Raw genomic sequence first — 23,459 nt, forward strand, 5'->3', positions numbered from 1 at the left:
TTGCACAGAATTTCGGGATGCAACGTACACCCGAAGAACGCGCCCAAATGCAAACGGAAAGATCTGCGAATAAAAGCGATGGAAATGGCCAAAGAACGAAAGGAACAGGGTGGGATTGAACAATTTAACAAATATCTAAAAAAATAGAAATCATGAAAGCAAAACAAGTTGTATTTATTTTAATGGTCATTCTGCTGGGTGTAGCTTCAAATTCGTATGCACAACGAAGGGTAATCAAAACACCCCGACGGACGGTGGTGCAAGGGCCACGCGGAACGGTGGTTTACCGGAAAAAACCGGTGGTCCGGACTGTAAGGCGCCTGCCACGGCGCGCTGTTGTTATCCGTTACCGTAACGTTCCTTACTACTATCATGGTGGGATGTTTTATGTGTCCCGTAATGGGGTTTATGTCCGCTCGGTTCCGCCCGTGGGCATCCGGGTTGCAGCATTGCCTGCCGGATATGTGCGGGTTGTTGTCGGGCCGCGCGTTTTCTTTTATGCCGGGGGGATATTTTATATCCTGGATGAAGCCAGCCGGGAATATGCCGTTGCTGACCCGCCCGTTGGTGCAGTTGTAAGCCAACTGCCATCCGATGCTGCCGAAATAGAAATCGACGGTAAACCTTTCATGGAATACAACGATATCATTTACAAGCAGGTAACTATTGAAAAAACGGGTTACGAAGTGGTGGGGAAACTTGATGAATGAAAGATCTATGAGTGCAGTCTAAAAAGCCTTAGAACTGCTGATTGTTACCATTTTTACCCCTAACCCCTAAAGGGGAATTGCTAAAAATCAGCAGTTTGAAAAAGTCCCCTTTAGAAGGGGTCATAAGGCTTTTTAGACCAGACTCATCTATTATTAATGGGATGATTGAGATAAAATCATTTTGAAGATCCGGAAAAATACGATGGAGCAAATAAAGGGTTTATTTACTACAACCAGATTAACCCGCAGGGAGAATTTGAAATCTGGCGGTTTGCAACGGGTATTCCAACGGGAACAACAAAATCAGCCGGCAGCTATAACAGGGTAGCGTACATGCATAATAAAAATGTTTCATCGCAAACGAAATAATTATAATAAAAGCAATGGATTATGAGTAAATACCTTATCAGTCTTTTTTTTATCCCCCTTATAGCATCAGGCATTTAGTATCACTTACCTCCGGGCTCTCACAGGATGTTTACTATATACAGGGAGAGGATCCTTTGGCGCCTGACATCTATGATTACGCGGTCAACAATCTGTCTCTTAATTTTTATCCCGGAACGACATTCCAGTACGGGCCAAGTCATTTTTATGTTTTTGGTGAATTGTTGAAACGAAAACTGAAACAGTCCGGGATTAACGAGAATCCACTCGAATATCTGGATGAAAAAATAGTTCAAAAAATAGGGTTTCACTATGAGAAATGGATATATGACGATGCCGGAAATCCCCACATCCCTAACGGATGCTATACTACACCTATGAAGATATAATAGGGTGTCTGGGTGCCGGGAAAAACAGGATGTATATTATTCCCTCACTCAATGCAGTTATTGTTCGGCAGGCCATAGAGGATACCGGTGATTTTAATGATAATGATTTTCTGAAATTATTACTACCGGGCGAAAATTAAAGAACGCCAAAAAAGATTCAAAAAGCATACCGTAAACCCAATCCAAACCTGGCTGCATTAAAATCTGTCCCATGGGTTACCACAAAGGCAGGCCGCCAGTCAAAGGTGAAATTCAACGGCACGTTCTTTATCTTGTAATCCAAACCACCTACAGGACGCAACAAAAAATCGGTAGCGTCGTTGCCAAACGCGAAACCAGGGCCAAAGCCGAAGAACCATTTTAACCCGGGGGCATTGGGGATATCCCCGTGATACTGGTACTCTACTTCAAGCAAAGTAAAACCATCGCCAAAAAGCAATTGTGCTTCTCCGGCGTTGGTTGCATCAAAAAAATGCTTGAAGGTGAAACCGGCAAACGTGCCGTATTTACTGCCAAACTCGATGCGCATGCCCGCTGCATCGTTGTATGACGAACCTGACCCGCTTTGCGCCAACATATTTTCAGGCATAATAAACAGCAAGGCGAACGTTAACCCAAGAGAGAGTATAAACTTTTTCTTCATAACATGTAAATTTTATTTCGTGAAACATTTTTTTTCAATTTATTAAACGGCGCTTTTCTGAAAATGTTTGATGGGAAAAGTTAAATTCCGGTTAAAATCCCGCATAAATTTTAACCGGATTGTATTTTTCTGCTAACAGCAGGATAACGTTTAAATAAAATTAAAGAAACTTATCTACCGGAAATTTTGAATGCTGAATGATGACACGTGAGGACAACGAACTGTTCGATCAGATAAAAAAGGGCAACCTCAAAGCGTTTTCGGTTTTGTTTGAGCTGTATTACCAGCCACTTTGCGGTTTTGCTTTTGTGTTTGTTCCGGAAAAAGAAGTTGCGGAAGAACTCGCGGCCAATGTTTTTATCAACCTGTGGAAAAATAAAAAGCATATCGCTGTAAGGAGCAGCCTGAAGGCCTATTTGTTCAGCGCGGCAAAAAACCAGGCCTTTTCGCATTTACGGAAACAAAAAACAGTTTTGCTCCCCATCGAACAATTTTTTGGCCTTCCGGCCCGGAAAGACACCATCCCCGAAACCATCTGTATCGAGAATGAATTAAAAACCGAATTTGAGCGGATTTTCCGGAAACTGCCGCCACGCGCCAAACTTGCCTTTAACTGCACCGTTTTGACAATCTAAAATATGCAGAAATTGCAGAGATAATGGAAAATTAGCTACCTGCTGTCGAAAAAAATATAACCACAGCCTTAAAAATACGTCACAAAGAGTTGCAAAGCGCCCTCCATATTCATTAACCGTTTTTCTACATTTTATTAATCGTTTGTTAATCGGGAGAAATCAAAAAAATGCGTCAGTATTTTAAACGCATTTGAATGACGGAAACTGGAAAAATACAAATGATTTTAAGGGAGCTCAATGGAGAATAGATAAAACGGACGAAGATGTGCCAGTTGTTTTGGTCCAACTTGTGCCACCGAAAGAAAGAAGAATGATTTTCTGGAATTATTACTACCGGGCGAAAATTAAAGAACGCCAAAAAAGGTTCAAAAAGCATACCTGAAACCCAATCCAAACCTGGCTGCATTAAAATCTGTCCCGTGGGTTACCACAAAGGCAGGCCCGCTAAACTTCGGGTGAAATTCCAATGACCGGGTTTAGTTGCCAGTTATAATCCGCCATGAGGAGCGGGCCGCACCGGTCGATGCCGCGTTCGAACAATATACCGGGACCTACCCTGAATTTATGCTGTTTGTCAAGAGTGTTTTGCGCCGTTATTGGCTGAAGAGACAATAGCAAAATAATGATTGTCAGGCTGATGGTTGGTTTCTGGTTGTCCATATAAAGTGGTTATACCGGGAAATGTACGCTATCCGGTTTTAAAAATAATGAATTCGATGAAATTACGGGCTAAGCAAACAAAACAAGGTTCTGAACGTTATAAACTGTGCCAGGGACTAACGAATTCTCACAAAAGAAAAATAGAGATGATTGATTGAGGTTGTGGTGTCTTCACAAGTCAATTGAAATTAAACTTTAAACACATGAAAAAACTATTTCTTTTATCAGCATTATTCATTGCTGGACTGGCCATGTCGGCTAATGCACAAGTTGTAAAAGACCACGCAATTGGTTTGCGGTTCGGAGGCGGAAGCGGATTTGGCACCGAAGTTTCGTATCAGCATGGTTTGTCGGATTTAAACCGGCTGGAATTTGATTTAGGCCTGATTTCGCACAGCGACTATACAGCCTGGGGATTAACAGGAATCTATCAATGGGTTTGGCCTTTGGGCGAAGGATTTAACTGGTATGCCGGACCGGGCGCTAAGATTGGTTCATGGGATTATAAAAGCAGTTATACCGGAAGCAGTAGTAGTGGTTTTTATCTGGCTGTAGCGGGTGATATTGGTATTGAGTATTCATGGCCCTTTGGTTTGCAGCTCGGTTTAGATATGAGACCCGAATTGGGCTTAGTAAACCATGGTGATAGTTTTGACTTTAATCTTGGCCTCGGAGTACGTTACCAGTTTTAATGGAGCAGATTTATATTTCAACTAAAAAAGAGGAAGAGATGCAGTTTTCAATTGCATCTCTTTTTTTATCTCATTTACATTGTTTTGCATCAGGTATTTTCACTTAGGTAAATTAATTCTTTGATAATATTGTCGATCCCTTCAGTTATTTGCAGAATGGTTGCATCGAGCATGTAACAGGGGTTTGTGACCAGTTTGTATTTTTCATCGACAATAATTTCACCATGTTCGGTAATTTATTCGTCTTCATCGATGTAAGATTTTGGTTTTTTAGTAAAGTTACCTTCTCAGGGGTAAGTATGAAAGAATTATAATGGATAAACAGCGGATTCTTCCTTCTCCTTTTAATTTATTAGCCTATTTAAACGTTTATGCGGGTATAAATAACGCAATTTAATCTTGTTGTATTTTTTGTATCGAACATTTTAAAAAGAATTCGGTTTAGTAAGAGGTACCTTGAGTGGTAAGATAAATAAAGGAATATTCCCGTAAAATTCGGGATATGTGATAATTAAAATAATAAGATACACATGAAAGAGAATGCTAAAAAAGTAACGTTTGCCGGAAACCCGGTGACACTTGTTGGAGAAGAGATAAAAGTGGGACAGAAAGCTCCTGAATTTACGGTTGTAGGAGCAGACTTGAGTCCGGTTAAGTTAAGTGATTATGCAGGAAAAGTGGTTGTTATTGCCGTTTATCCTTCTATCGATACAGATGTTTGTGCTGCACAAAACCGTCGTTTTAATGCTGAAGCAGACAAACTGGGTGATGCCGTAGTTCTTTCGGTTTCCTGTGATTTACCTTTTGCGCAAAAACGTTTTTGTGCAGCAGAAGGCCTGGATAACATCGTAACATTGTCTGATCACCGCGATACGGACTTTGGAGTAAAATACGGATTTCTGATTAAGGAACTGCGTTTGCTGGCTCGTGGTACGGTTGTCATCGACAAAGAGGGAACTGTTAAATACGTAGAATTTGTTCCGGAAATCACTACCGAACCCGATTACGAAGTTGCTCTTAAAGTAGTCAAAGAGTTGCTTTGATAATTGATTGATAAAAATGAAAGCTGGTTGAAAATGAAGTAAATACGCTTCAATCAATCAGTTTTTTTTCTGTTGTTACTTCTTTGCTACACCAATTCCGGGAATTTCATCTGAGAGCGAATACACAGGTTCGGTGAATTCCGGGCCACCGGTAAACGGATCCTGTGCCGGTTCCAAATGCGGATCCAAATCAACAAAGCGGAAGCCGCCCAATCCGGCTGCCAGATGTACAGCGCACCCCAGTCCCAGCCTTGATTCAATCATACAACCAATCATCAGTTCCATATTAGCGCTTCGTGCGATTGCGGCGATATCCAAAGCTTCCACTATTCCTGATTTCATAAGCTTGATGTTGATCAAATCAGCACATCCGGCCTGTACGACTTTAATGGCATCGGCCGATGTAAAGACCGACTCATCTGCTGCGATTGGCACTGACGTATGATCCTTCACGAATTTCATTCCGCACAAGTCATCCTTCCTGACAGGCTGTTCAAATAATTCAGGACGAATATTGTTCTTTTCAAGCTCTTTCAGGAAGTAAACAGCATCAGCTGGCGAATATCCCTGGTTGGCATCCAGCATGAGCCGGCACCCCGGTGCCCCGTCTTTGATGGCCAGTAACCGGTCGATATCTTCTACCAGGTTTTTACCGACTTTGGTTTTTAGGGTATTGTACCCTTTGCTGCTGAGTTTGGCTGCATTTTTCCGGGCTGTGTCGGTCGATACGATATCAATGGTATAGTCGGTTTCGATTTGATTTTCGGCCTTACCAAGGAAAGTATACAATGGTGTGTTTAGCGATTTTGCGAAGGCATCAATGAGGGCCATTTCGATAGCACTTCGGGCAGCTGCCTGCACACCATACACACTTTTCAGGTGTTTGGATATTTGCCGGAATTCGGCTGCTTCCTTCCCGATAAGGAATTTTTGACAACTATTGATTGTGGCCAGTGCCGTGGCCTGATTCTCCCCGTTAACAGGTTCCAACGGAGCAGCTTCGCCGTAACCTTCTATGCCGTTTTCGAGACGTACGATGATGAGCACATTCTCCATCTCGTATTTTACACCGGTGGCTATTGTAAACGGTGCATCCAGCGGGATGTTAATGGTTTCGATGAAAACCTCTTTAATGGTGGTGGGTATCATATTTTTCTCTCCATTGTTTTAAGGTTTGTAACAGGTGTTGTATTTGAGTTTCAGTGTGTATACTTGATACGGTAATTCGTACAATGAATTGGCTCGTTTTAACCGGATAGTCGACTGCCGGAGCAACGATCCCGTTTTCTTCAAGGAATTGAGAGAGATGAACTGCTGTTTGTTTTTTCTTGAAATAGAGAGGAATAATGGGTGTAGATCCAGTGGTTGTCGAAAACGCCAGATCTTCAATTCCCTTTCGAAGCATACGAGTATTATTCATTAATGTGGTACGCAGTTCCGGATGTTTTTCAATAAGTTTCAGTGACGATAAGCCTGCGGCTACGATCGGTGGTGGCAATGCAGTGGATGCGCCATAGAACGTTGATTTTTTCCGGATGGCCTCAATTAGTCCGTGATTACCTGCAATGAAGCCGCCATAGGAGCCAATCGCTTTGCTCATGGTTTCACTTTGATAAAGATCGGGTGCGTTGTCCAGATGAAAGTGTTCGGGAGTTCCCCGCCCGTTTTCTCCGAGAACGCCAGTCGCATGTGCATCATCCACAATCAGAGTTGCTCCGTATTTTTGAGCCAGTGAATAAAGTTGATCGACGGGCGCAATTTCCCCCGTAAGGGCAAATATACCGTCAGTAATGATGAGTGGACGGCTTTTGGGCGAAGCTTTCAGCAATTCTTCCAGATGGCTGGGATTAGCATGCTCATAATATTTTACTTGCGGAATATCACAGGGAATGCCATCTGTGATGCTGGAATGGACCATGGAATCGGCGAAGATGGAATCGTAGCGCCCCCTTAGCACGTGAAGCAGAATTTTATTTCCCATGTACCCCGAAGCAAATACTACTGCATCCTGCTGGCCTTTATATTCAGCCAACGATTTTTCCAACTCCAGGTGGATATCCGACGTACCTGTTGTTCGCCTGGACGCGGCAAAATTTACCCCATACTTTTTCAGTGCCTTAATCGCATTCTTCACCAATAGGGGGTTATTGGCAAGTCCCAGGTAGTTGTTCCCGGCAAAATAAGACAACAACGTTTTATCATTTACCCTGATAGTGCGACCAACTCCACTGTTTAAAATATTCATGAATAGATTATTAGGGTGTAATCCGGGTAACCGGAATGATTTAATGCTTTTGCTGATTATTCATAAAAGCAACCCATATTGGTATTAATGTAAGTTATCATACCAAAATGGTCAGGTCAAATATAGGAAAAAAATGTAGATTTTCCTGGAAGGAAAGTTTTCTCGCTGTCAGATGGCGACTAACGGGATAGTTTTTCCAAAAATTATTCGGAAAGCAACGCTGAAATTAATTTTCCAGCAGGTCACGAATAACGACCGAACCGATAAAACAGCCAAAAGCCGGGGGCATGTAGGAGATGGTTCCTATCGTTGATTTTTTGTTCCGCGATTCTTCAATAATCAGCTTGCTCTTGTCTACATCTTCGGGCGAAAAAACTACTTTGATGCCTTTGTGAACACCCATTTTTCGAAGACGTTTACGAATCATTTTTGCCAGTGCACAATTGTAGGATTTGGAGATGTCGGCAATCTGAATTTGCGTGGGATCCATTTTTCCACCGGCTCCCATTGAGCTGACAATAGGAAGATTGAGTTGCACAGCCGTGTACATCAGGGTTACTTTAGGTGAAAGTGTATCGATGCAGTCCACAACATAATCGAATTGCTGTTCCTGAAGTACCTGATGCATATGTTCTTCCTGAAGATAATCGTTGATAAGCCCGAGTTGAATGTCCGGATTGATATCCTGAAATCGTTGCGCCAGCACTTCTGCTTTGGGATGGCCTTCGTTCGATACAAGGGCCGGGAGTTGACGGTTGCGGTTGGTCATTTCTACCGTATCGCCATCTACGATGGTCATCCGTCCCACGCCGGAACGACAAATGGTTTCGGCTGCATATGCACCAACACCACCTAATCCTACTACCAATACATGTGCATTCCGCAATTTCTCAATTCCGGTGCTTCCGACCAGGAGCTCCGTCCGTTTGTACCACTTCATTTCTGGGAAAAAACTATGCCCGGACAATTGGTCCGAAGATTTTTTTTAGGTTGCCAAAGATATGCATTTTCAAATCTTCGAGAGGCATATTATTCAGAAGAGCTACTTCCCGGTAAATATCTTTGATATCTACAGAAGAATCATCTGTTTCCAGGAATAAATTTTTTATCGGGATTATCTCTACCGATTCCCGCAGTTTTGCCCGGTGGTCGAGCAGATGGGAACCGATGGAAAAGATAAAGTCTGTTTTGAGAAGTTCCTGCGTGGTTTGCAGATTGCCTGTATAGCCATGCAATATCCACGGAATTGTGGTGCCTTTTTTCATTCGAAGAACATCCTGCCAACATCTTACACAGTGTATAATCAGTGGTTTACCGAATTTTTGTGCAGCATGAATATGCAGTTTGAAAATCTCTTCCTGGATAGCGAGACAAGTGTGAATGGAGCGATCGAGGCCAGTTTCACCAATGCCGACAATGTTTGGATTTCCGATGTTGCGCTCCAGCATTTCCCGGGCCTCGTCCGGAGTGAACAAATGAGCATGCCACGGATGTATGCCTGCAGTTACAGGATAATTCAGCGAAGGGTTCTGCTCAAAATCCTGTAAAAATAAACTTTGCAGTTGAAAAAGGTCTTCCTGGTCAACAGCGTTGTGTGTATGGATATCGATATACGGAACAGGCACAATTATGCTTTTTATCAAATGTAATGATTATTTTCGGATAGATATTAACCAGAAAAATGCAACCACCCGTTTTTTGATGGTTATCATTGGTTTTTCAGGGCTACAGGGGACGGAAGAAGCAATGAAGCTGGCTGTTGATCTGCTGGCTCGTTATGGAAAGGCCGGCAATATAGAACAATGGATTGTTCGATAGAAGTTCGTGAAGAAGATAAAAGGACTATTTTTGCGTGAAACAACGTTGATAGATTAAAGCAAAAAAATGAAGAAACTTACCGCATTTATATTACGTCTCCTGGGATGGAAAGCGATGAGTGGAGTGGCTCCGGAATCGAAGTGTATTATTTTGGGAGCACCGCATACCTCCGCACTTGACTTTGTCATTTCGTGGCTCTATTATACCAGTGTGGGTGGGAAAGCTTATGTAATGGTGAAGAAGGAATTTTTCTTCTGGCCAGTGGGATACATAGTCCGTTGGATGGGAGGTATTCCGGTTGACCGCACCCGTGGGGCCAATGTCTTGAAGCAAGTTGTTGATGAATTCAAAACGCGCGATTACCTTCACCTGGCGATTGCCCCCGAGGGGACCCGAAAGCCAACAGCGCGCTGGAAAGCCGGATTTCATACGATGGCCCGTCTGGCAAATGTCCCGGTGTATTTGGGCTATTTCGATTGGGGCAAAAAAGAAATAGGTTTCAATGAAAAATTTGAATTGACTGATGATGTGAACGCAGATTTGAAGAGGGTACGTCAATGGTACAAGAATAAAGGCGTACAGGGAAAACATCCGGAACTGTTTAATACCGGGGACGATTTGGATTAAAAAACTGCTTATGGAACAGGTAAAAGATCTTCGCATTACGCTGATACAGCCCAATGTTTATTGGGAGTCGCCAGTGGAAAACCGGGAGCGCATATCGGAAATGATGAACACGGTAAGTGGAAATACCGACCTGGTTGTTCTGCCGGAAATGTTTACCACCGGTTTTACCATGAATGCTTCGGCTTTAGCTGAGCCGATGAACGGGGAAACCATGGCATGGATGAAAGCAAAGGCTGCCGAGCTGAATGCGGCTATTTGCGGAAGTGCGATTATTGAAGATGAGGGAGGCAGTTACAATCGTTTGCTGTTTGTCCATCCCGATGGAAGTTATCAAAGTTACGACAAGCGGCATCTGTTCTTCATCGAGGGTGAGATTGGCGTATTTGAGCCGGGAAAAGAGCGGGTGATTGTCAATTTCAGGGGATGGCGTATCGGCCTGTATATATGTTATGATGTACGTTTTCCTGTTTGGTCGCGTAACCGGAATGATACCGATTTAGCGCTTTACGTAGCCAACTGGCCAGCATCGCGTACGCGGGTATGGCAAACTTTACTGAAAGCCCGTGCCATCGAGAACCAGATTTATGTAGCGGGTGCCAACCGGGTTGGTTCAGATGGTAATGAAGTAGATTACTGTGGCGATTCGCTGCTGGTAAATCCACGCGGAGAAGTAATGCATCGCCTGGAGAACCGGGAAGTAGTTGTTACAGGCACATTATCCATCGAAAATTTGGAAAACTTCAGGTTGAAATTCCCGGTCGGGAATGATGCCGATGATTTTCGGTTACTCTGACCTTCCCTAATTGAGCTACTTAGCAACAAACGGATTATAACGGCCGAAATAAAAACCCGGGCAATAATCAATATTAGCGGTGTAAAGAACATACGTTATCAACAGTTTGTTAATACGTTTTTAACGAGATTTCAACGAACGATCGCAGGCAGGCACCAATCTGCGATCTTCGCTGAATTTTATCCCCAATAAGTCTTTTCTATTTTTCAACATTTTTTTGAAATCAGGAGGTAAGTGGAGGGGCACAAGGGTATAACGGTCAGATATGCCAAATTATTTCTTTCACACCAATGTTTCTGCAACAGTTATTTTTTAAGAAAAACTAATTATATAGTTGTAAAACTAAAAGATTAGTTGTATTATTGTGAATAGATTTCCATGCGCAGGAAATAAGATGATGAATAATCGAAAAACGGAATAACATGAAAGAGAAATTGAAAAGGGGCATACCACCCTGATTTTTTTACCTGCATTAACTAACAAAGTAGTTTGAAATAAATAACGACTTCGGTAACTTTAGCCGAAGGAATAAATGTTATTGAATAATAGTCAATTTACAATGAAAGAACTGACAAGGGCAGAAGAACAGGTGATGCAACTACTGTGGAATATGGAAAGAGCATTTGTGCGTGACATTATCGACGAAATGCCGGAGCCGAAACCGGCGTATAATACGGTTTCCACCATCGTCAGGATATTGGAGCGAAAAGGGTTTGTCGACCATAGGGCGTACGGCAAATCGCACCAGTATTTTCCCATCGTAAGCAAAAAGGAGTACACCCGTTCGTTTGGAAAGCGTTTTATGCGGAATTACTTCGATGGTTCATTTAAAGAGATGGTATCGTTTTTTGCCCGGGAGGACAAACTCGATATTCATGACCTGAATGACTTGCTGGAAGAAGTCCGGCGCGAGATAGATGATAGCGATAAAATGAAATCGTGATTTGGTAATGAACGACAACTGACTTTAGCCATATGAACACGTATATTAACTTCATTACAGAATCGGGAATCAGCTTAGGCTTGCTGACCCTGGTGTATCTCTTCTTTCTTCGCAACGAGACGTTTTTCCGGTTAAACCGTTTGTATCTGCTTGTATCAGCTGTTTTTTCCGGTATACTTCCCTTGCTTCATATTCCGGTGTTCCTGAATTCGGTTTCATCCAATCTGGGACTAATTGCCAGTGGACCAAGTGTGCTCGAAGTTGTCGAGGTGTACGGTGGTGCCGGGGCCAACGCATCCGGAGCATTTCTTTCATTGCCTCTCATCGGTCTGATATATTTTAGTGGAATACTCTTTTTTGCGCTGCGTTTTACCTGGAAACTGGGGCAGATGGTCCTGTTGGTCCGCAGTGGTGAGAAACGCAAGTTCAGAGGGCTGACTATTGTCCGCCTGGGATTCGATACATCTGCTTTTTCCTTTTTTCGCTGGCTGTTTGTTGGCCGAAGTTTCCAATTTGGAACCGAGGAAAGTAATCATATCCTGAAACATGAGATGGTACACATCCGGCAACGGCATTCCATCGATGTTTTATTGCTCGAACTGGTCGTTTTGGTGCAATGGTCCAACCCATTCATCTGGTATCTGCGCCGTGCAGTAAGAGAAAATCACGAATTTCTGGCCGATGCGCTGGTGGTTAACAAAGGCATTTCGCCTGTACGTTACAAAGCCATGCTGATTGAACAGGTGACCGGCATTCAGCTTCAGGTCGCCAACAACTTCAATTATTCCTTACTTAAAAGTAGAATAAAGATGATTTCAAAAATAAAATCGCCCCGTTGGGCCGGATATAAATACCTGATTGGATTAATAGGCATGCTGTTGCTGGTAGTTGTTTTTGCGTGCGAAAAAACAACCGAGCCGGCGACGGAGCAAGTTGCTGTTAAATCTGCGAACGTTGATAGCCAGCCGTTGATGGTATTAGACGAGGTACCAGTTACGAAAGCTGTGATGGATACGCTGAATCCAAAATCAATTTCTCACATTGATGTACTCAAGAACAAAGAATCCCTGGCTCCGTACGCAGAAAAATATGGTCAAGAAAGAGTTAAAAATGGTGTAATCCTTATTTATACAAAAGGATTTTTGAATGAACCCGTTGAAAGCACGGTCGAGAAAGATGCCAGCATAACCAGGCAAAATGCCAGTGACAATAATGCAGGGTATAACGGAGAGCCTGTTTTCTTCATTGTAGAAAATATGCCCAAATTTCCTGGTGGTGACTTAGCGCTTAGAAAATATATTGCGGCCAATATTAAGTATCCTGAAGATGCCCAAAAACAGGGAATACAGGGTAAGGTATATGTCACCTTTGTTGTGACGAAAACTGGTGAGGTAGGCGGAGCGAAAATTGCCAGGGGCGTTTCTTCTTCATTGGATGACGAGGCATTGCGTGTTGTTAGAGGCTTACCTAAGTGGACTCCGGGAACGCAAAGAGGAAAAGCGGTCAACGTTCAGTATACAGTACCTATCAATTTTGTATTGCAGTGAATTGCCGGACATCCGATACCCGAATTTAGGGTGGTTGTACCGCAAATTTACTTATGTTGACAACAGGTGAATAGAACGAGATGCCGGAGTGATTCATCCACCAGCGGCATCTCTTTTTTCTTAAATCCCCCAATATGAATGAGAAACTGAAACAGTCTACATGGTGTCTATGGATCGGTGACCAAGGGCTTTTGAAAAGTATTTTTCAGCTGATAAAAAATTAGTAGCTTTCGAACAGCTGGCGGGAGTGAAGGATATGACAGACTCTCTCTCCCTGTTTGAGCATACAGCAAATGTATAAATTAATCAAACCTATTATTTCTATGAAAAAAACACTTGTCCTGATCGCTTTTGGTGTCGGCCTTATCTTCGCCGGATGCCAGTCAAACAAACAAAAGCAAACAAAAACTGAGGCTGTTGAGGTCGAGAAAACTTCCTATGCCGGTCAAGCCGGTTGTGCTTCTGATTGTCTCTCGAAACACGAATTGGAAGCATTGAACACACTAACCGATCAGGAAAAAGCTGATGGTTGGCAACTGCTGTTCGACGGCAAAACGTTAAATGGCTGGAAAGGTTTCAATGGTAACGACATCTCCAAAGGTTGGGTGGTTCGCGACGGTTGCCTGATGTCACTCGGTAAAGGTGGCGATATTGGTGGCGACATCATTACCGACAAGCAATACGAAAATTTTGAGCTGAAATTGGAATGGCGAATTTCGCATGGAGGCAATAGCGGAATTCTGTACGGCGTTATCGATGATCCGAAGTACGGTGCGGTGTATTATACTGGCCCCGAGTACCAATTGCTTGATGATGTTGGTTTCCCGGAAAAGGTGGAAGAATGGCAGTTGACCGGCGCTAATTACGGGATGTACACAGCCGATAAGTCGAAGAAGAAACTGCAGATGGTTGGTTGCCCGGCGTTCAATACGGCCCGTATTATAGTGAACGGCAACCATGTGGAGCAATGGCTGAACGGCGGGAAGGTGGTCGGGTTCGAGCGCTGGACCGATGACTGGGGCAAACGCAAGAACGAAGGAAAATGGAAAGATTATCCCGATTATGGGATGGCGAAGATTGGCCATATTTCTCTGCAGGATCACGGAAGTTACATCTGGTTCCGGAACATCAAAATCCGTGAACTCTAATCTGCTAACCTGACTAAATTAACTGCAATGAAGAAAATAGGAATATTGCTGGCAGTGGTAGCGCTGTTCAGCGGATTTATGTCGTTACCCAAGACCATTTCCCTTTTTAACGGGAAAGATCTGACCGGATGGACGGTTTACGGAACTGAAAAGTGGTATGTCGATAACGGGGAGCTGGTGTGCGAAAGTGGTCCCGATAAGGAATATGGTTACCTGGGCACCGATAAGTATTACAAGAACTTCGATTTGACACTCCAGTTTTTGCAGGAGAGCAATGGCAACAGCGGCGTTTTTTTCCGGTCAACCATCGAAGGGACCAAGATAACCGGCTGGCAGTGCGAAGTAGCTCCTCCGGGACACGATACCGGCGGAATATACGAGTCGTACGGTCGTGGCTGGTTGGAGAAAATTCCGGAAGAGAAGGAAGATATCCTGAAGATGGGAGAGTGGAACACGTTGCGTTTGCGCGTGGTTGGGCCAACGGTTGAAACCTGGCTCAACGGAAAGAAGATGGTGAAGCTGACGGATGAAAAAATCGGGAAGGCCACTGGTTCCATTGCGTTGCAGATTCATGCCGGAGGTGGAATCAAAGTGCGCTGGAAAAATATCGAACTGAAAAAACTACCATAAAGAAAAGGGGCTGGTGAGGCCCCTTTCTTATTTTTGGTTTCCCGGAAGGAAAACTTATTTCAAATCGCGGGTACTTTCCATCAGGAATTTTACGCTGTCCTGGCAGAATCCGTGTTTTTCCCGTTCGATGAACTCGTAAATGATGCCGGTAAAAGGCGTCGGTTTGGTGAAAACCTGTGTCAGGCCTTCGCACCGGATAGGCTCCTCGGTAGTAAATTCCATCAGGCCTTTCTCTTTGAACTCTTTCATTTTAGCTTCCACCGATTCAACCTGGTATGCAATGTGATGCACACCTCCAATTCCACCGTTCTTTGAGGCTACCCACTCTTCTACAACCGAGTGATTTTGTCCGTCGGAAATGAAGATTTCGGGAGCCATGTGGTATTCCAAACCATTAGCCCCGGGAATATCCCACGGAATATCGTTCTTGAGTTTCTCTGGTGGTAACAACACCAGGCATTTGGCCGTAGAGCCATCGTCAAACTTAATTTCAAAGCCATCGGGTAATTCCGGGTCGATTTTGTAACCGAATCCTTCCGTAAAGAATCGTGCTGTCTCAAAGCGGTCGCGAACGCGATAAGCAATGTGATCAATTCTCATGATAATGCTCTTTTTGTTTGCAAGGAAGTTACAAAATCCAAAATCGGCATAACAGGGGATTTATCAGGTGTAGTGGATTTTTTTATCCGAAATAAAATTGATTAAAAAATGCGATACCCCAGAATGAAAGACAGCTTGCTGTATTTTGTATCCCACGACATGGAACTACTTAAAATATCGCGGTTTCCATAATACCGAAATTCAGAGCTGAATCGGTTGTGTTGCACACCTATGCCCGCAATAAAGCTATTTCCCGAAAGGATCTTGTAAAGACGGTCTTCGTTGGTATATGTAATGGTTGAACTAAACGGAATATCGACGACCAGGCCTCCCCTGAGGAAAAGAAACGTTTTTTTGTTCAGCTGGAAGTGGTATTTCAACCCCATCGGTATTTCCAACGATTTGTATTCAGCATTTACATCTCTCGGCAAGTAATAGGTCCTTTCAATTATTTCGTGACCTGAATATTGCTGATAGGTAGGTTCCATGAAAATACTCCACCGGTAATGATTAAATGGGAGGAGCATATTCAGTTCCAGTCCAATCCGGTAATTGAATTTGCTGCCAAAGTCCACATCAATCAGGTTCGTCTCGCGGCTGTCGATTGACATGGATCCCCTTTCGACGCCGGGCGCAAATGTCAGGGAGAAAAGTTTTTTCTTTTCCGATAGCGTATAATCGGTATAAGCCTTGTTTACACATGCATTGTAATTCCGGAAATAATCGCTCAGGTCTTGCGCCTTATATTGGATGGTTTTAATAATATTTATAGAAGTTTCAGAACACCTGACATTCTCCCATAGCTGAGCCGTAAAATCTCTGTTTTTGAAAATTCCTTTATTGCCGTTGATGTATTCCTTGTAGATTAATTGCTCTATCGGCTTGCTTGATGTGCTGTAAAAATAACGGATAAGACTACCGTTCTCATAGTAGTAAAGCGATGCTACTCCTTTGATCAACGTTTTTAAAAATACGGTATCGGTTTTTAACTCAGGATCTCGTTTTTGGGATAAAGCCGCAACATCACCGGAAGAGTAATCGATATCAACAACAGCTCGTACATAGGCTACTTTGTTTCCAATCCCAAAAGCTTTGGTGTTTTTTAAATCTGCGACTTTTGTTTCACCACTTTCACCGATTCTATAATTCACTTTTGCAGGGTTATTCTTCCAATCATTGTCTTTAATATAACAGTTAATCCGTTGTCCATTGTTATTAATGAGATATCCTTTCTCGAATTCTGTTTGGCTGAAACTGGTTATTGAAATTGTAGTAAGCAAAAGGAAGATGATAGTTTTCATGGGTCGTAGTTTTACGGGGTATGAGTTAGTTTTTATTGATGAATGAGTTAAAAATTGTCACCCGATGATGCGCTGATCCCGACTCGGTTTTATACGGAAAAATACACAGGTTTCAGTCATGTCAGGAACGGAACTGTCCGAAAGCGAACCATTAGTGATATACTTAACGGTTAAATTCCATTTTTTAAAGGTAAAATAAAATGACTTATGTCAAACTTTAGTCCTTGGTTTTCCTGCGTATAAATTTTCAAATCGCCATAATCATCTTAATTTTGATGGTAGCCGAACGAAATCTTAACGTATGGATACCCTTCTGATTACCGGAATCATTCTGTTGAGCGGTTATGTTTTTGGTCAGGTGTTTCACCGGATTGGCCTTCCGCGGGTGACCGGTTACATTGTTGCCGGCATTATGTTAAATCCGAGAATATTCTTCATCGTTCCCGATGTTTTTCTTCAGCAAGTACGCCCGATAACCGATCTTTGCCTCGCTTTTATCACCATGGAAGTGGGAACATCTTTAACGATGCCCAAGTTACGGCAATTGGGGCGGTCCATTATTGCCATCGCTTTTGCCGAATCGATTATGGCTTTCTTATTGGTCGGGACGGTACTGTATCTTTTCCTCTATCTCACCGGCTTTGATATGGGCGCAGCCTATTTGTTGCCGTTTAGTATGCTGGTTGCTTCACTGGCTGCACCAACCGATCCTACAGCTACACTTGCCGTGATGCATGAGTACAAGGCGAGAGGAAGGGTGACCGATACCATTATGGGTGTTGCAGCGCTGGATGATGCCATCTGTATCATCATTTTTTCGGTTGCCATCAATATGGCTTCTTCTATGCTGGGGGACGCATCAGCCGGTTTTGGAACCGGATTACTGACATCGTTGAAAGAAATTATTTTCAGTGTTGGTGTAGGGATTCTGTTTGGGTGGATTTTTAATTTTCTGGCACGTCATTTAAAGGTTGTTTCCGAGGGAGCTTATATTATCCTCATCATTGGCGGTTTGGCGTTTTGTTTTGGTATAGCGCGGACATTGGAATTCGACGGGTTACTCTCGGCTATGTCGCTGGGATTGATGATAGCTAATTTTAATCCACATCGTCACATCATTAAAAAAGTTATGCAACGCTACACGGAGGAGCTCATTTTTCTTTTCTTCTTCACTGTGAGTGGGATGTATCTCGAATTTTCAGTCGTTTCCGGAGCCTTGTCCCTCATTTTACTTTTTGTTTTGACTCGGGGGGTGGGCAAATTTACCGGTGTTTATTTCGCCTCAAGGCTGACACATCAATCGGTGAATGTACGCCGTTTCACCATTGGCGGATTGATTCCGCAGGGAGGAATCGTAATAGGATTGGCGTTGGCAGTTCATGCTACACCCGAGTTTGAACCTTTTGCGAAAATATTGTTGGGAACGATTATGGGCGCGACCATTATTCATGAAATTATCGGGCCGCTTATTTCCAGGTTTTCATTGAGAAAAGCTGGTGAAACCGAACCGGTTGTAGAAACATAATATCAACGGGCGGTAATTTTAGGAGGCATTTTATGACGGAGGTCAACGCTACAGGAAATCCAACTATAATGTACTGATAATTTGATTGGAAGCATTCCGTATTGCAAACGCAGGCCTGAAAAGGAGACGCCCTTTCGAAAAAAAACTTATTTTTGCCCCATAAATGAGATATTCCTATGGCCAACTTTACCAAAACAGAGTATTATCTTGAATCGATGTGTTGCGGCACCCGGTTTAATGATGGTAACTGGGAATTGAGCTGTCCTGAAAATGAAACTCCCTCCCTGATTAGGGCAATATATGCAAAGAAGCAATTACATATACGTGAAGAACTTCCCGGGTTGTATAAATTTGCCGACTGGCTGCCGATTAATCGGGTACTGGAAGGCTCCGGAGCGCCTGTAACGTATAAAAGTGATGGATTTGCGCGCGAATTGGGATTGGAGAACCTCTATGTTACCTTCAACGGTTACTGGCCGGAGAAAGGCGCGAAGATGTTGACTGGCAGCTTTAAAGAGTGCGAGGCATACTCGGTTTGTGCCCGGACCAATTACAACGAAGACAAGACCATGGTGGTAGCTTCTGCTGGAAATACCGCCCGTGCGTTTGCCCGTGTTTGTTCGGAGAATAAAATCCCGCTGTTGTTGTGCGTTCCAGCCGATAACATGAAGGCGCTTTGGTTCAACGAACCGATTGATCCGTGTGTGAAGCTGGTTGCAACCGAATCGGGCGGCGATTATTTCGATGCGATTCATCTCTCGAACATTGCCTGCGAAATGGACATTTTCTTCCCGGAAGGAGGAGCCAAAAATGTAGCCCGTCGCGATGGAATGGGGACAACGGTAATGTCGGCTGTAACCACTATCGGAGAAATACCGGATTACTATTTCCAGGCGGTCGGTAGCGGAACAGGGGCCATTGCTGCGTGGGAAGCCAACCTGCGCTTTATCGAAGACGGGCGGTTTGGTTCCAATAAGATGAAACTGATGGTTTCGCAGAATGCACCGTTTACCCCGATAAAGGATGCATGGGAAGCCGGTTCCCGGAAGATATTACCCATGGACGATGCCGTTGCCCGGAAGCAGGTGGAAGCGATTGATGCCATCGTATTATCGAACCGGAAACCTCCGTACGGAATTTTAGGCGGCTTGTATGACGCCCTGAAAGACGCGGGAGGCGAAGTGCTGGCGGTGACGAATGAAGAAGCTGATTTAGCCAGTACGTTATTCGAACTGAACGAAGGCATCGACCTGGAACCTGCTGCTGCAGTGGCTGTTGCTTCGTTAATTCAGGCTGTCGGGGCCGGTAAGGCAGAGAAAGATGCCGTCATCATGCTCAACGTGACCGGTGGAGGTATCCGCAGATTCCAGGAGGAGAATGAAATTCAGTTTATGAAGCCGGATTTGGTTTTCCCGGTTGATCCCGATCCCAAGATGGTAAAGGAACAACTAAAGGAATTATTTGAACACGTATGAAGAAAAGAAACCTGAAATGACTACCGTCTACAATCTAATGTCTATTGTCTTGATCCCGGAATGTTTATTGCTAAAAAACAGACAGAAAAGCACCCAGTATTTCGTAACTTGAAGGGTTGGTTCCCCGTCGGGAATTACCAGGCACAATAAATGCTAACAGGAAAAACATCTCGTATGAAGACACAAACGACACCGCTTTCACTGATATTATTCTTCTGTTTTCTTATTTTCGGTACCAGCCGAACGCATTTGGCAAAAGCACAACAACAGGAAAAGAGGAGTTCGGTACCGGAAGCAACGCAAGCCGGACAAAACGAAAAAGCCCTGGAGGCAACCTGGAAACTGGCCGAAATGGATGGAGAAGCGGTTGACGACCTTTTCCCACACAATCACCCAACCATTGAATTTAACGTGAAAGAAAATCAGGTCGCAGGATTTGCCGGCTGCAACCAATTTCATGGGCAACTGACACTCGACGGGGCATACATGAAGATTGTAGGCGTTGTTGCCACCAAAAAAGCGTGCCCTGCGTTGGACGAAGAGGAAGAATTCCTGGCTATTCTTCAGGAAATCGATCAGTATGATGTAACCGGCAATGAATTATCACTGTGGAGCGGCGGGCAGTTGTTATTAACATTCCGGAAAGCCGAGTGATTTTATGACAGGATGATCTCCGGCATCCTATTCATACTTTTTTGAAGACGATGGTTGTTTGGTGAGCAGAGAAACCGGCGACTTTGCTTAGCATGTTTGTGTCCTTACCCGGTCAGGCTCTCTGATCTACAAATGCCAGTAACAACCTTTTACGCTGAGTTTCCCTCGTGAACTTTACAGAATAGGGAACACCGAAAATAGCGTAGTTTCCTTCCCGGCCACTCATGAAGTTTAACTTTATTTAATAGCTGTTCAAATCAGTTAACAGAAAAAATGGCCACCTTTGATGACAGAAAAAGCAAGTTTTTTCATAGGAATTTTTAGGTTAGTTTGGTTTAGTTAGGTTAGGTTAGTTTCTTAAAGTCGGGTTCCCAGCCCGGCTTTTTTTTTGGTGTGCCGTGCATGGCAGCAGGCTTGGTGGTGAGAGTCCACTATGGGGGTTTGTAATCGCCAACCATTAGCAGAAGGCAAGGTTGTCTGTTGTGAAGCGGAATCTGAAGGAAGCCGGAAGCAAACCTCTGCCCCGGGGAATACAAACCGCATCAGGCATAACCGGTGGGATGAGATTGCCAAACAAATCGAAGTCCAAAGATTACACGGAGACCGGGATGTAAATGCGGCGGGGACATGGAGGGAAAGTTATTTGAATCTCTTGGAGAATATCTGAAACAACATGGTCCTGACCTGATAAAATCCATCCGAAACGGGAAGGATCGCCCGGCAGGGTTGAGATACCTAAAGATGGCCATTCAAAGCGCCCACTGGGTATTCCGACCGTAGTTGACAGGGTAATAAAGTAATACACCGAAATATCAAGCGTGGGCAATACCACTAACTTTTCACAGTTTTGCCCAAGGCTTCTAATAGCTGTGGATTATCTTCCAATCCAATACGTGCTACTGCATAAAACTCGCTCATCCACTCATCTATCTTGCCAATTGCGGCATCTTTTATCTTGGTTGCATCCTGAGATTCTCCTTTTTCTTTCAAGTAAACTGCCCTTGATGCTTCTAATTCAGTTATCAGGGTGTTGGCTGCGTTCAAGTCGTCTATGGATATTTTCAATCTTGAAAGTTTTGTTTGTATGTCGGTATCGGTTGAAGCGACTGTATAGAACTTTCTTGCTGCTTCTAACCATTTCATGTAAGTCCGGGGCATTTGTCCTGAAATAGCCAATTTATCGGCTGTTAAAGAATCGTTACGGAAAACAACTTTTGCTTTCTTGCGGTGAATGTTGAATGCATCCCCTAATTGAGATTTTTTATTTGAAAAATCTGCGTATGCAGCAGAGGTTTCATCGTCTTCGGTTTTGTTTGCATCGTAGGCAGAACGGCTTTCAGCTAAAAGGCTTTTCCCTTCTGTGATTTTAGCTGTATCATATCCCAATTCGGCCATGATGGTTGAAATTTCTGGTTGTGTTTCTGCATTTTCCAATGCTACACGGTACAATTCTAAGGTTGATGCGTCGGTAAGTTTGGTCCTTGATGCCATAATTTAATTTTTAAAGGTTTATAATAAATTACAAATTGGTAATTCGCTTTTACAGTCCTGTTTTCCAGACTTACAATTGCGTTTTTCCGACTTACATTTCCCTTTTTCGGAGTTGCAAATGGGTTTTCCATACTTACATCTCCATTTTCCATACTTACATCTCCATTTTCCAACCTTACAAATGCATTTTTCCGATTAACATGGCCGTTTTTCGGACTTACAGTTGCATTTTTCCGACCAGAAGGTGATTGCCTTCTGCTTATCGCTGACTAAAACGACTTTACAAGTCTATTTTTAAGAACTATAATAAAAATAACGTATGATGACAAATTTAAAAAAGATTTGAACAGGAAGCGGTTTTACGCAATCTAAGTGAAAGGACCCGTAAAAGTTACTGGTGGCACATTGCCGGTTACAGTAGCTTTCAATCCCATAGAGTATAGCTTTGAACAGCAACGGTTAAGCCCAACACGAATTAAAACACAATTGGGCGTGCATTTTGAGCGCAGTTACCCTAAAAAAGGCAGTAAGTATACAAAACCTACTGCCTTTTTTCAGGGCCCAACTGTGCGTGCCTTAATTCCTAAAATGTTAGCAAACGTAATTATTCTTCTCCAACCTTCTTGAGAATCTCACTTTTGAGTTTTTCACTAATCCAAACTTCCTTATCAGTCAATTCATTTAACAGTGGTTTCAATTTTTCAATCAATCCTTCTGATTTTGCTTTTATAAGAATCCCAATTGTTCCTGTAACTTTCAAATCTGCATGTTTGGCATGAAATCTACCAAGTTTTTCGTCAAGTATTATTAAATCAGCGTTTAATTCTGTTGCCAATACAATTGCTTCTGCTTCTCCTGCGTCTAAATCAAGAAAATATTTAACAGCCTGTTTGTCTTGTATTTCAATAATATTTATCCAATCAATTTCGGATAAATCTCTGTAATATCCTTTTGCTTTTCCTGCTTCAATCTCGTTATATACAGCAGTCGGAATATAAATCTGCTTATAAATTTTTTGCAATAATTTCAACCGATTTAGTTTCAGTAGAGATATAATCGGCGTGGTATTTGAAACTGTCTTAGGCATTTGCAATATCTTCATTTAAATCATCAGTATCGTAACCATCGAGAACTGAAACATTATATTTGGCAAGTAATTCAAGAAAATCAAGTCTTGACAATCCTAAAACTCTTGCAGCAACTCCAGATGAAACTTTACCGAGTTCAAATAACTTCACCAAAGAACTTATTTTCATTTCTGATGCAAAATCCTTACCGCTAAGTCTCAGCGTATTCGCTAATGACTCAGGATATTCTATTTTTATCATTCCTTTCATAATAATTTATTTTATACAAAGATAACGAAATCACTGTCGAATTGATTGTTACTGTCGTTCTTTTTTATGTTTGCTAACGGTTACGTGTATGGTGTCGTTTGGCGATTCGAAGCTCAATCCTGTCAAATCGCCACAAAGTTTGCTAGATGTAACACCCTTAATATTA

At 43.0% G+C, this 23,459-nt stretch carries 27 protein-coding genes; 16 read left to right on the forward strand and 11 right to left on the reverse strand.

The genetic code is table 11. The annotated features are described in order from the left end of the window. Window positions 1-152 precede the first annotated feature (152 nt). Entirely contained in the window at window positions 153-710 is a 558-nt protein-coding gene (locus GJU82_RS03510) for a DUF6515 family protein (protein ID WP_153630882.1), read from the forward strand. 933 nt (window positions 711-1,643) lie between these two features. Here the strand turns inward: GJU82_RS03510 and GJU82_RS03520 are convergent. After that, window positions 1,644-2,129, reverse strand: a complete 486-nt coding sequence (locus GJU82_RS03520) for a hypothetical protein (RefSeq protein ID WP_153630884.1) — start codon at window positions 2,127-2,129, stop codon at window positions 1,644-1,646. Window positions 2,130-2,326: 197 nt separating this feature from the next. Between GJU82_RS03520 and GJU82_RS03525 the strand changes: the two genes are divergently transcribed. Both GJU82_RS03525 and GJU82_RS03530 read left to right on the forward strand, forming a co-directional pair. Beyond that, window positions 2,327-2,764, forward strand: coding sequence for an RNA polymerase sigma factor (locus GJU82_RS03525; protein WP_153630885.1), 438 nt, complete (start codon window positions 2,327-2,329; stop codon window positions 2,762-2,764). Between the two features lie 190 nt (window positions 2,765-2,954). Then, window positions 2,955-3,146: a hypothetical protein gene (locus GJU82_RS03530; RefSeq protein ID WP_153630886.1), complete on the forward strand. Its 192-nt coding sequence runs from the start codon at window positions 2,955-2,957 to the stop codon at window positions 3,144-3,146. Window positions 3,147-3,208: 62 nt separating this feature from the next. On the opposite strand, the gene GJU82_RS03535 is transcribed toward GJU82_RS03530, so the two are convergent. Further along, window positions 3,209-3,424, reverse strand: a complete 216-nt coding sequence (locus GJU82_RS03535) for a hypothetical protein (protein WP_153630887.1) — start codon at window positions 3,422-3,424, stop codon at window positions 3,209-3,211. Between the two features lie 203 nt (window positions 3,425-3,627). On the opposite strand from GJU82_RS03535, the gene GJU82_RS03540 reads away from it, so the two are divergent. Continuing rightward, window positions 3,628-4,116 (forward strand): hypothetical protein, encoded by a 489-nt coding sequence (locus GJU82_RS03540; RefSeq protein ID WP_153630888.1) that lies wholly within the window; start codon window positions 3,628-3,630, stop codon window positions 4,114-4,116. A 530-nt stretch (window positions 4,117-4,646) separates the two neighbouring features. Beyond that, window positions 4,647-5,159, forward strand: a complete 513-nt coding sequence (tpx, locus tag GJU82_RS03545; RefSeq protein ID WP_153630889.1) for a thiol peroxidase — start codon at window positions 4,647-4,649, stop codon at window positions 5,157-5,159. A gap of 75 nt (window positions 5,160-5,234) precedes the next feature. Here the strand turns inward: tpx and GJU82_RS03550 are convergent, their stop codons facing one another. The 4 genes from GJU82_RS03550 to GJU82_RS03565 all read right to left on the reverse strand — a co-directional run bounded on the left by GJU82_RS03550 (window position 5,235) and on the right by GJU82_RS03565 (window position 9,029). Next, a complete protein-coding gene (locus GJU82_RS03550) occupies window positions 5,235-6,308 on the reverse strand; it encodes a dipeptide epimerase (protein WP_153630890.1) in 1,074 nt (357 codons plus the stop codon). Continuing rightward, a complete protein-coding gene (locus GJU82_RS03555; RefSeq protein WP_153630891.1) occupies window positions 6,289-7,404 on the reverse strand; it encodes a pyridoxal phosphate-dependent aminotransferase family protein in 1,116 nt (371 codons plus the stop codon). The genes GJU82_RS03550 and GJU82_RS03555 overlap by 20 nt, the downstream gene beginning before the upstream one ends. Before the next feature lie 226 nt (window positions 7,405-7,630). Then, on the reverse strand, window positions 7,631-8,344 hold the full coding sequence (locus GJU82_RS03560) for a ThiF family adenylyltransferase (protein WP_153630892.1): 714 nt from the start codon (window positions 8,342-8,344) through the stop codon (window positions 7,631-7,633). A gap of 13 nt (window positions 8,345-8,357) precedes the next feature. Then, window positions 8,358-9,029 (reverse strand): TatD family hydrolase, encoded by a 672-nt coding sequence (locus GJU82_RS03565; RefSeq protein ID WP_194830956.1) that lies wholly within the window; start codon window positions 9,027-9,029, stop codon window positions 8,358-8,360. A 4-nt stretch (window positions 9,030-9,033) separates the two neighbouring features. On the opposite strand from GJU82_RS03565, the gene GJU82_RS03570 reads away from it, so the two are divergent. The 7 genes from GJU82_RS03570 (at window position 9,034) to GJU82_RS03600 (ending at window position 14,910) form a co-directional block, all read left to right on the forward strand. Continuing rightward, a complete protein-coding gene (locus GJU82_RS03570; RefSeq protein WP_153630894.1) occupies window positions 9,034-9,222 on the forward strand; it encodes a hypothetical protein in 189 nt (62 codons plus the stop codon). 66 nt (window positions 9,223-9,288) lie between these two features. Continuing rightward, a complete protein-coding gene (locus tag GJU82_RS03575) occupies window positions 9,289-9,849 on the forward strand; it encodes a 1-acyl-sn-glycerol-3-phosphate acyltransferase (RefSeq protein ID WP_153630895.1) in 561 nt (186 codons plus the stop codon). A 10-nt stretch (window positions 9,850-9,859) separates the two neighbouring features. Further along, the gene (locus tag GJU82_RS03580) at window positions 9,860-10,642 is read left to right on the forward strand and encodes an amidohydrolase (RefSeq protein ID WP_153630896.1); all 783 of its coding nucleotides are present in this window, start codon (window positions 9,860-9,862) and stop codon (window positions 10,640-10,642) included. 559 nt (window positions 10,643-11,201) lie between these two features. After that, a complete protein-coding gene (locus GJU82_RS03585) occupies window positions 11,202-11,585 on the forward strand; it encodes a BlaI/MecI/CopY family transcriptional regulator (protein ID WP_153630897.1) in 384 nt (127 codons plus the stop codon). Between the two features lie 32 nt (window positions 11,586-11,617). Beyond that, the gene (locus tag GJU82_RS03590) at window positions 11,618-13,132 is read left to right on the forward strand and encodes a M56 family metallopeptidase (protein ID WP_153630898.1); all 1,515 of its coding nucleotides are present in this window, start codon (window positions 11,618-11,620) and stop codon (window positions 13,130-13,132) included. Window positions 13,133-13,455: 323 nt separating this feature from the next. After that, complete coding sequence (locus tag GJU82_RS03595; protein ID WP_194830957.1) at window positions 13,456-14,280, forward strand: DUF1080 domain-containing protein; 825 nt, start codon at window positions 13,456-13,458, stop codon at window positions 14,278-14,280. A 27-nt stretch (window positions 14,281-14,307) separates the two neighbouring features. Continuing rightward, window positions 14,308-14,910, forward strand: coding sequence for a DUF1080 domain-containing protein (locus tag GJU82_RS03600; protein WP_153630900.1), 603 nt, complete (start codon window positions 14,308-14,310; stop codon window positions 14,908-14,910). A gap of 54 nt (window positions 14,911-14,964) precedes the next feature. Here GJU82_RS03600 and GJU82_RS03605 read toward each other — a convergent pair whose 3' ends face one another. After that, window positions 14,965-15,510 (reverse strand): VOC family protein, encoded by a 546-nt coding sequence (locus GJU82_RS03605; protein ID WP_153630901.1) that lies wholly within the window; start codon window positions 15,508-15,510, stop codon window positions 14,965-14,967. Window positions 15,511-15,611: 101 nt separating this feature from the next. Next, window positions 15,612-16,811, reverse strand: coding sequence for a hypothetical protein (locus GJU82_RS03610; protein WP_153630902.1), 1,200 nt, complete (start codon window positions 16,809-16,811; stop codon window positions 15,612-15,614). Window positions 16,812-17,112: 301 nt separating this feature from the next. Between GJU82_RS03610 and GJU82_RS03615 the strand changes: the two genes are divergently transcribed. The 4 genes from GJU82_RS03615 to GJU82_RS03630 all read left to right on the forward strand — a co-directional run bounded on the left by GJU82_RS03615 (window position 17,113) and on the right by GJU82_RS03630 (window position 21,245). After that, on the forward strand, window positions 17,113-18,336 hold the full coding sequence (locus GJU82_RS03615; RefSeq protein WP_153630903.1) for a cation:proton antiporter: 1,224 nt from the start codon (window positions 17,113-17,115) through the stop codon (window positions 18,334-18,336). Window positions 18,337-18,512: 176 nt separating this feature from the next. Beyond that, window positions 18,513-19,811, forward strand: a complete 1,299-nt coding sequence (locus tag GJU82_RS03620; protein ID WP_153630904.1) for a cysteate synthase — start codon at window positions 18,513-18,515, stop codon at window positions 19,809-19,811. Window positions 19,812-19,985: 174 nt separating this feature from the next. After that, the gene (locus GJU82_RS03625; protein ID WP_194830958.1) at window positions 19,986-20,465 is read left to right on the forward strand and encodes an META domain-containing protein; all 480 of its coding nucleotides are present in this window, start codon (window positions 19,986-19,988) and stop codon (window positions 20,463-20,465) included. Window positions 20,466-21,092: 627 nt separating this feature from the next. Further along, complete coding sequence (locus GJU82_RS03630; RefSeq protein WP_153630906.1) at window positions 21,093-21,245, forward strand: hypothetical protein; 153 nt, start codon at window positions 21,093-21,095, stop codon at window positions 21,243-21,245. A gap of 51 nt (window positions 21,246-21,296) precedes the next feature. Here the strand turns inward: GJU82_RS03630 and GJU82_RS03635 are convergent, their stop codons facing one another. The 3 genes from GJU82_RS03635 to GJU82_RS03645 form a co-directional block, all read right to left on the reverse strand. Beyond that, entirely contained in the window at window positions 21,297-21,956 is a 660-nt protein-coding gene (locus GJU82_RS03635; protein ID WP_153630907.1) for a hypothetical protein, read from the reverse strand. A gap of 604 nt (window positions 21,957-22,560) precedes the next feature. Beyond that, complete coding sequence (locus GJU82_RS03640; protein WP_194830959.1) at window positions 22,561-23,043, reverse strand: DUF3368 domain-containing protein; 483 nt, start codon at window positions 23,041-23,043, stop codon at window positions 22,561-22,563. Then, the gene (locus GJU82_RS03645; protein ID WP_153630909.1) at window positions 23,036-23,293 is read right to left on the reverse strand and encodes a UPF0175 family protein; all 258 of its coding nucleotides are present in this window, start codon (window positions 23,291-23,293) and stop codon (window positions 23,036-23,038) included. Before GJU82_RS03645 ends, GJU82_RS03640 begins: the two co-directional genes overlap by 8 nt. Window positions 23,294-23,459 lie beyond the last annotated feature (166 nt).

The sequence above is a fragment of the Prolixibacter sp. SD074 genome (assembly GCF_009617895.1).
Taxonomy (GTDB): domain Bacteria; phylum Bacteroidota; class Bacteroidia; order Bacteroidales; family Prolixibacteraceae; genus Prolixibacter.

What these genes read in the sequence shown, in the direction of transcription:
- GJU82_RS03510 (WP_153630882.1), top strand. Translation starts at nt 153, where the DNA reads ATGAAAGCAAAACAAGTTGTATTTATTTTAATGGTCATTCTGCTGGGT.
- GJU82_RS03585 (WP_153630897.1), top strand. Translation starts at nt 11,202, where the DNA reads ATGAAAGAACTGACAAGGGCAGAAGAACAGGTGATGCAACTACTGTGG.
- GJU82_RS03625 (WP_194830958.1), top strand. Translation starts at nt 19,986, where the DNA reads ATGAAGACACAAACGACACCGCTTTCACTGATATTATTCTTCTGTTTT.
- GJU82_RS03555 (WP_153630891.1), bottom strand. Translation starts at nt 7,404, where the DNA reads ATGAATATTTTAAACAGTGGAGTTGGTCGCACTATCAGGGTAAATGAT.
- GJU82_RS03535 (WP_153630887.1), bottom strand. Translation starts at nt 3,424, where the DNA reads ATGGACAACCAGAAACCAACCATCAGCCTGACAATCATTATTTTGCTA.
- GJU82_RS03600 (WP_153630900.1), top strand. Translation starts at nt 14,308, where the DNA reads ATGAAGAAAATAGGAATATTGCTGGCAGTGGTAGCGCTGTTCAGCGGA.
- GJU82_RS03560 (WP_153630892.1), bottom strand. Translation starts at nt 8,344, where the DNA reads ATGAAGTGGTACAAACGGACGGAGCTCCTGGTCGGAAGCACCGGAATT.
- GJU82_RS03570 (WP_153630894.1), top strand. Translation starts at nt 9,034, where the DNA reads ATGCTTTTTATCAAATGTAATGATTATTTTCGGATAGATATTAACCAG.
- GJU82_RS03630 (WP_153630906.1), top strand. Translation starts at nt 21,093, where the DNA reads ATGGAGGGAAAGTTATTTGAATCTCTTGGAGAATATCTGAAACAACAT.
- GJU82_RS03620 (WP_153630904.1), top strand. Translation starts at nt 18,513, where the DNA reads ATGGCCAACTTTACCAAAACAGAGTATTATCTTGAATCGATGTGTTGC.
- GJU82_RS03580 (WP_153630896.1), top strand. Translation starts at nt 9,860, where the DNA reads ATGGAACAGGTAAAAGATCTTCGCATTACGCTGATACAGCCCAATGTT.
- GJU82_RS03590 (WP_153630898.1), top strand. Translation starts at nt 11,618, where the DNA reads ATGAACACGTATATTAACTTCATTACAGAATCGGGAATCAGCTTAGGC.
- GJU82_RS03610 (WP_153630902.1), bottom strand. Translation starts at nt 16,811, where the DNA reads ATGAAAACTATCATCTTCCTTTTGCTTACTACAATTTCAATAACCAGT.
- tpx (WP_153630889.1), top strand. Translation starts at nt 4,647, where the DNA reads ATGAAAGAGAATGCTAAAAAAGTAACGTTTGCCGGAAACCCGGTGACA.
- GJU82_RS03550 (WP_153630890.1), bottom strand. Translation starts at nt 6,308, where the DNA reads ATGATACCCACCACCATTAAAGAGGTTTTCATCGAAACCATTAACATC.
- GJU82_RS03520 (WP_153630884.1), bottom strand. Translation starts at nt 2,129, where the DNA reads ATGAAGAAAAAGTTTATACTCTCTCTTGGGTTAACGTTCGCCTTGCTG.
- GJU82_RS03525 (WP_153630885.1), top strand. Translation starts at nt 2,327, where the DNA reads ATGATGACACGTGAGGACAACGAACTGTTCGATCAGATAAAAAAGGGC.
- GJU82_RS03615 (WP_153630903.1), top strand. Translation starts at nt 17,113, where the DNA reads ATGGATACCCTTCTGATTACCGGAATCATTCTGTTGAGCGGTTATGTT.
- GJU82_RS03595 (WP_194830957.1), top strand. Translation starts at nt 13,456, where the DNA reads ATGAAAAAAACACTTGTCCTGATCGCTTTTGGTGTCGGCCTTATCTTC.
- GJU82_RS03575 (WP_153630895.1), top strand. Translation starts at nt 9,289, where the DNA reads ATGAAGAAACTTACCGCATTTATATTACGTCTCCTGGGATGGAAAGCG.
- GJU82_RS03640 (WP_194830959.1), bottom strand. Translation starts at nt 23,043, where the DNA reads ATGCCTAAGACAGTTTCAAATACCACGCCGATTATATCTCTACTGAAA.
- GJU82_RS03635 (WP_153630907.1), bottom strand. Translation starts at nt 21,956, where the DNA reads ATGGCATCAAGGACCAAACTTACCGACGCATCAACCTTAGAATTGTAC.
- GJU82_RS03605 (WP_153630901.1), bottom strand. Translation starts at nt 15,510, where the DNA reads ATGAGAATTGATCACATTGCTTATCGCGTTCGCGACCGCTTTGAGACA.
- GJU82_RS03540 (WP_153630888.1), top strand. Translation starts at nt 3,628, where the DNA reads ATGAAAAAACTATTTCTTTTATCAGCATTATTCATTGCTGGACTGGCC.
- GJU82_RS03645 (WP_153630909.1), bottom strand. Translation starts at nt 23,293, where the DNA reads ATGAAAGGAATGATAAAAATAGAATATCCTGAGTCATTAGCGAATACG.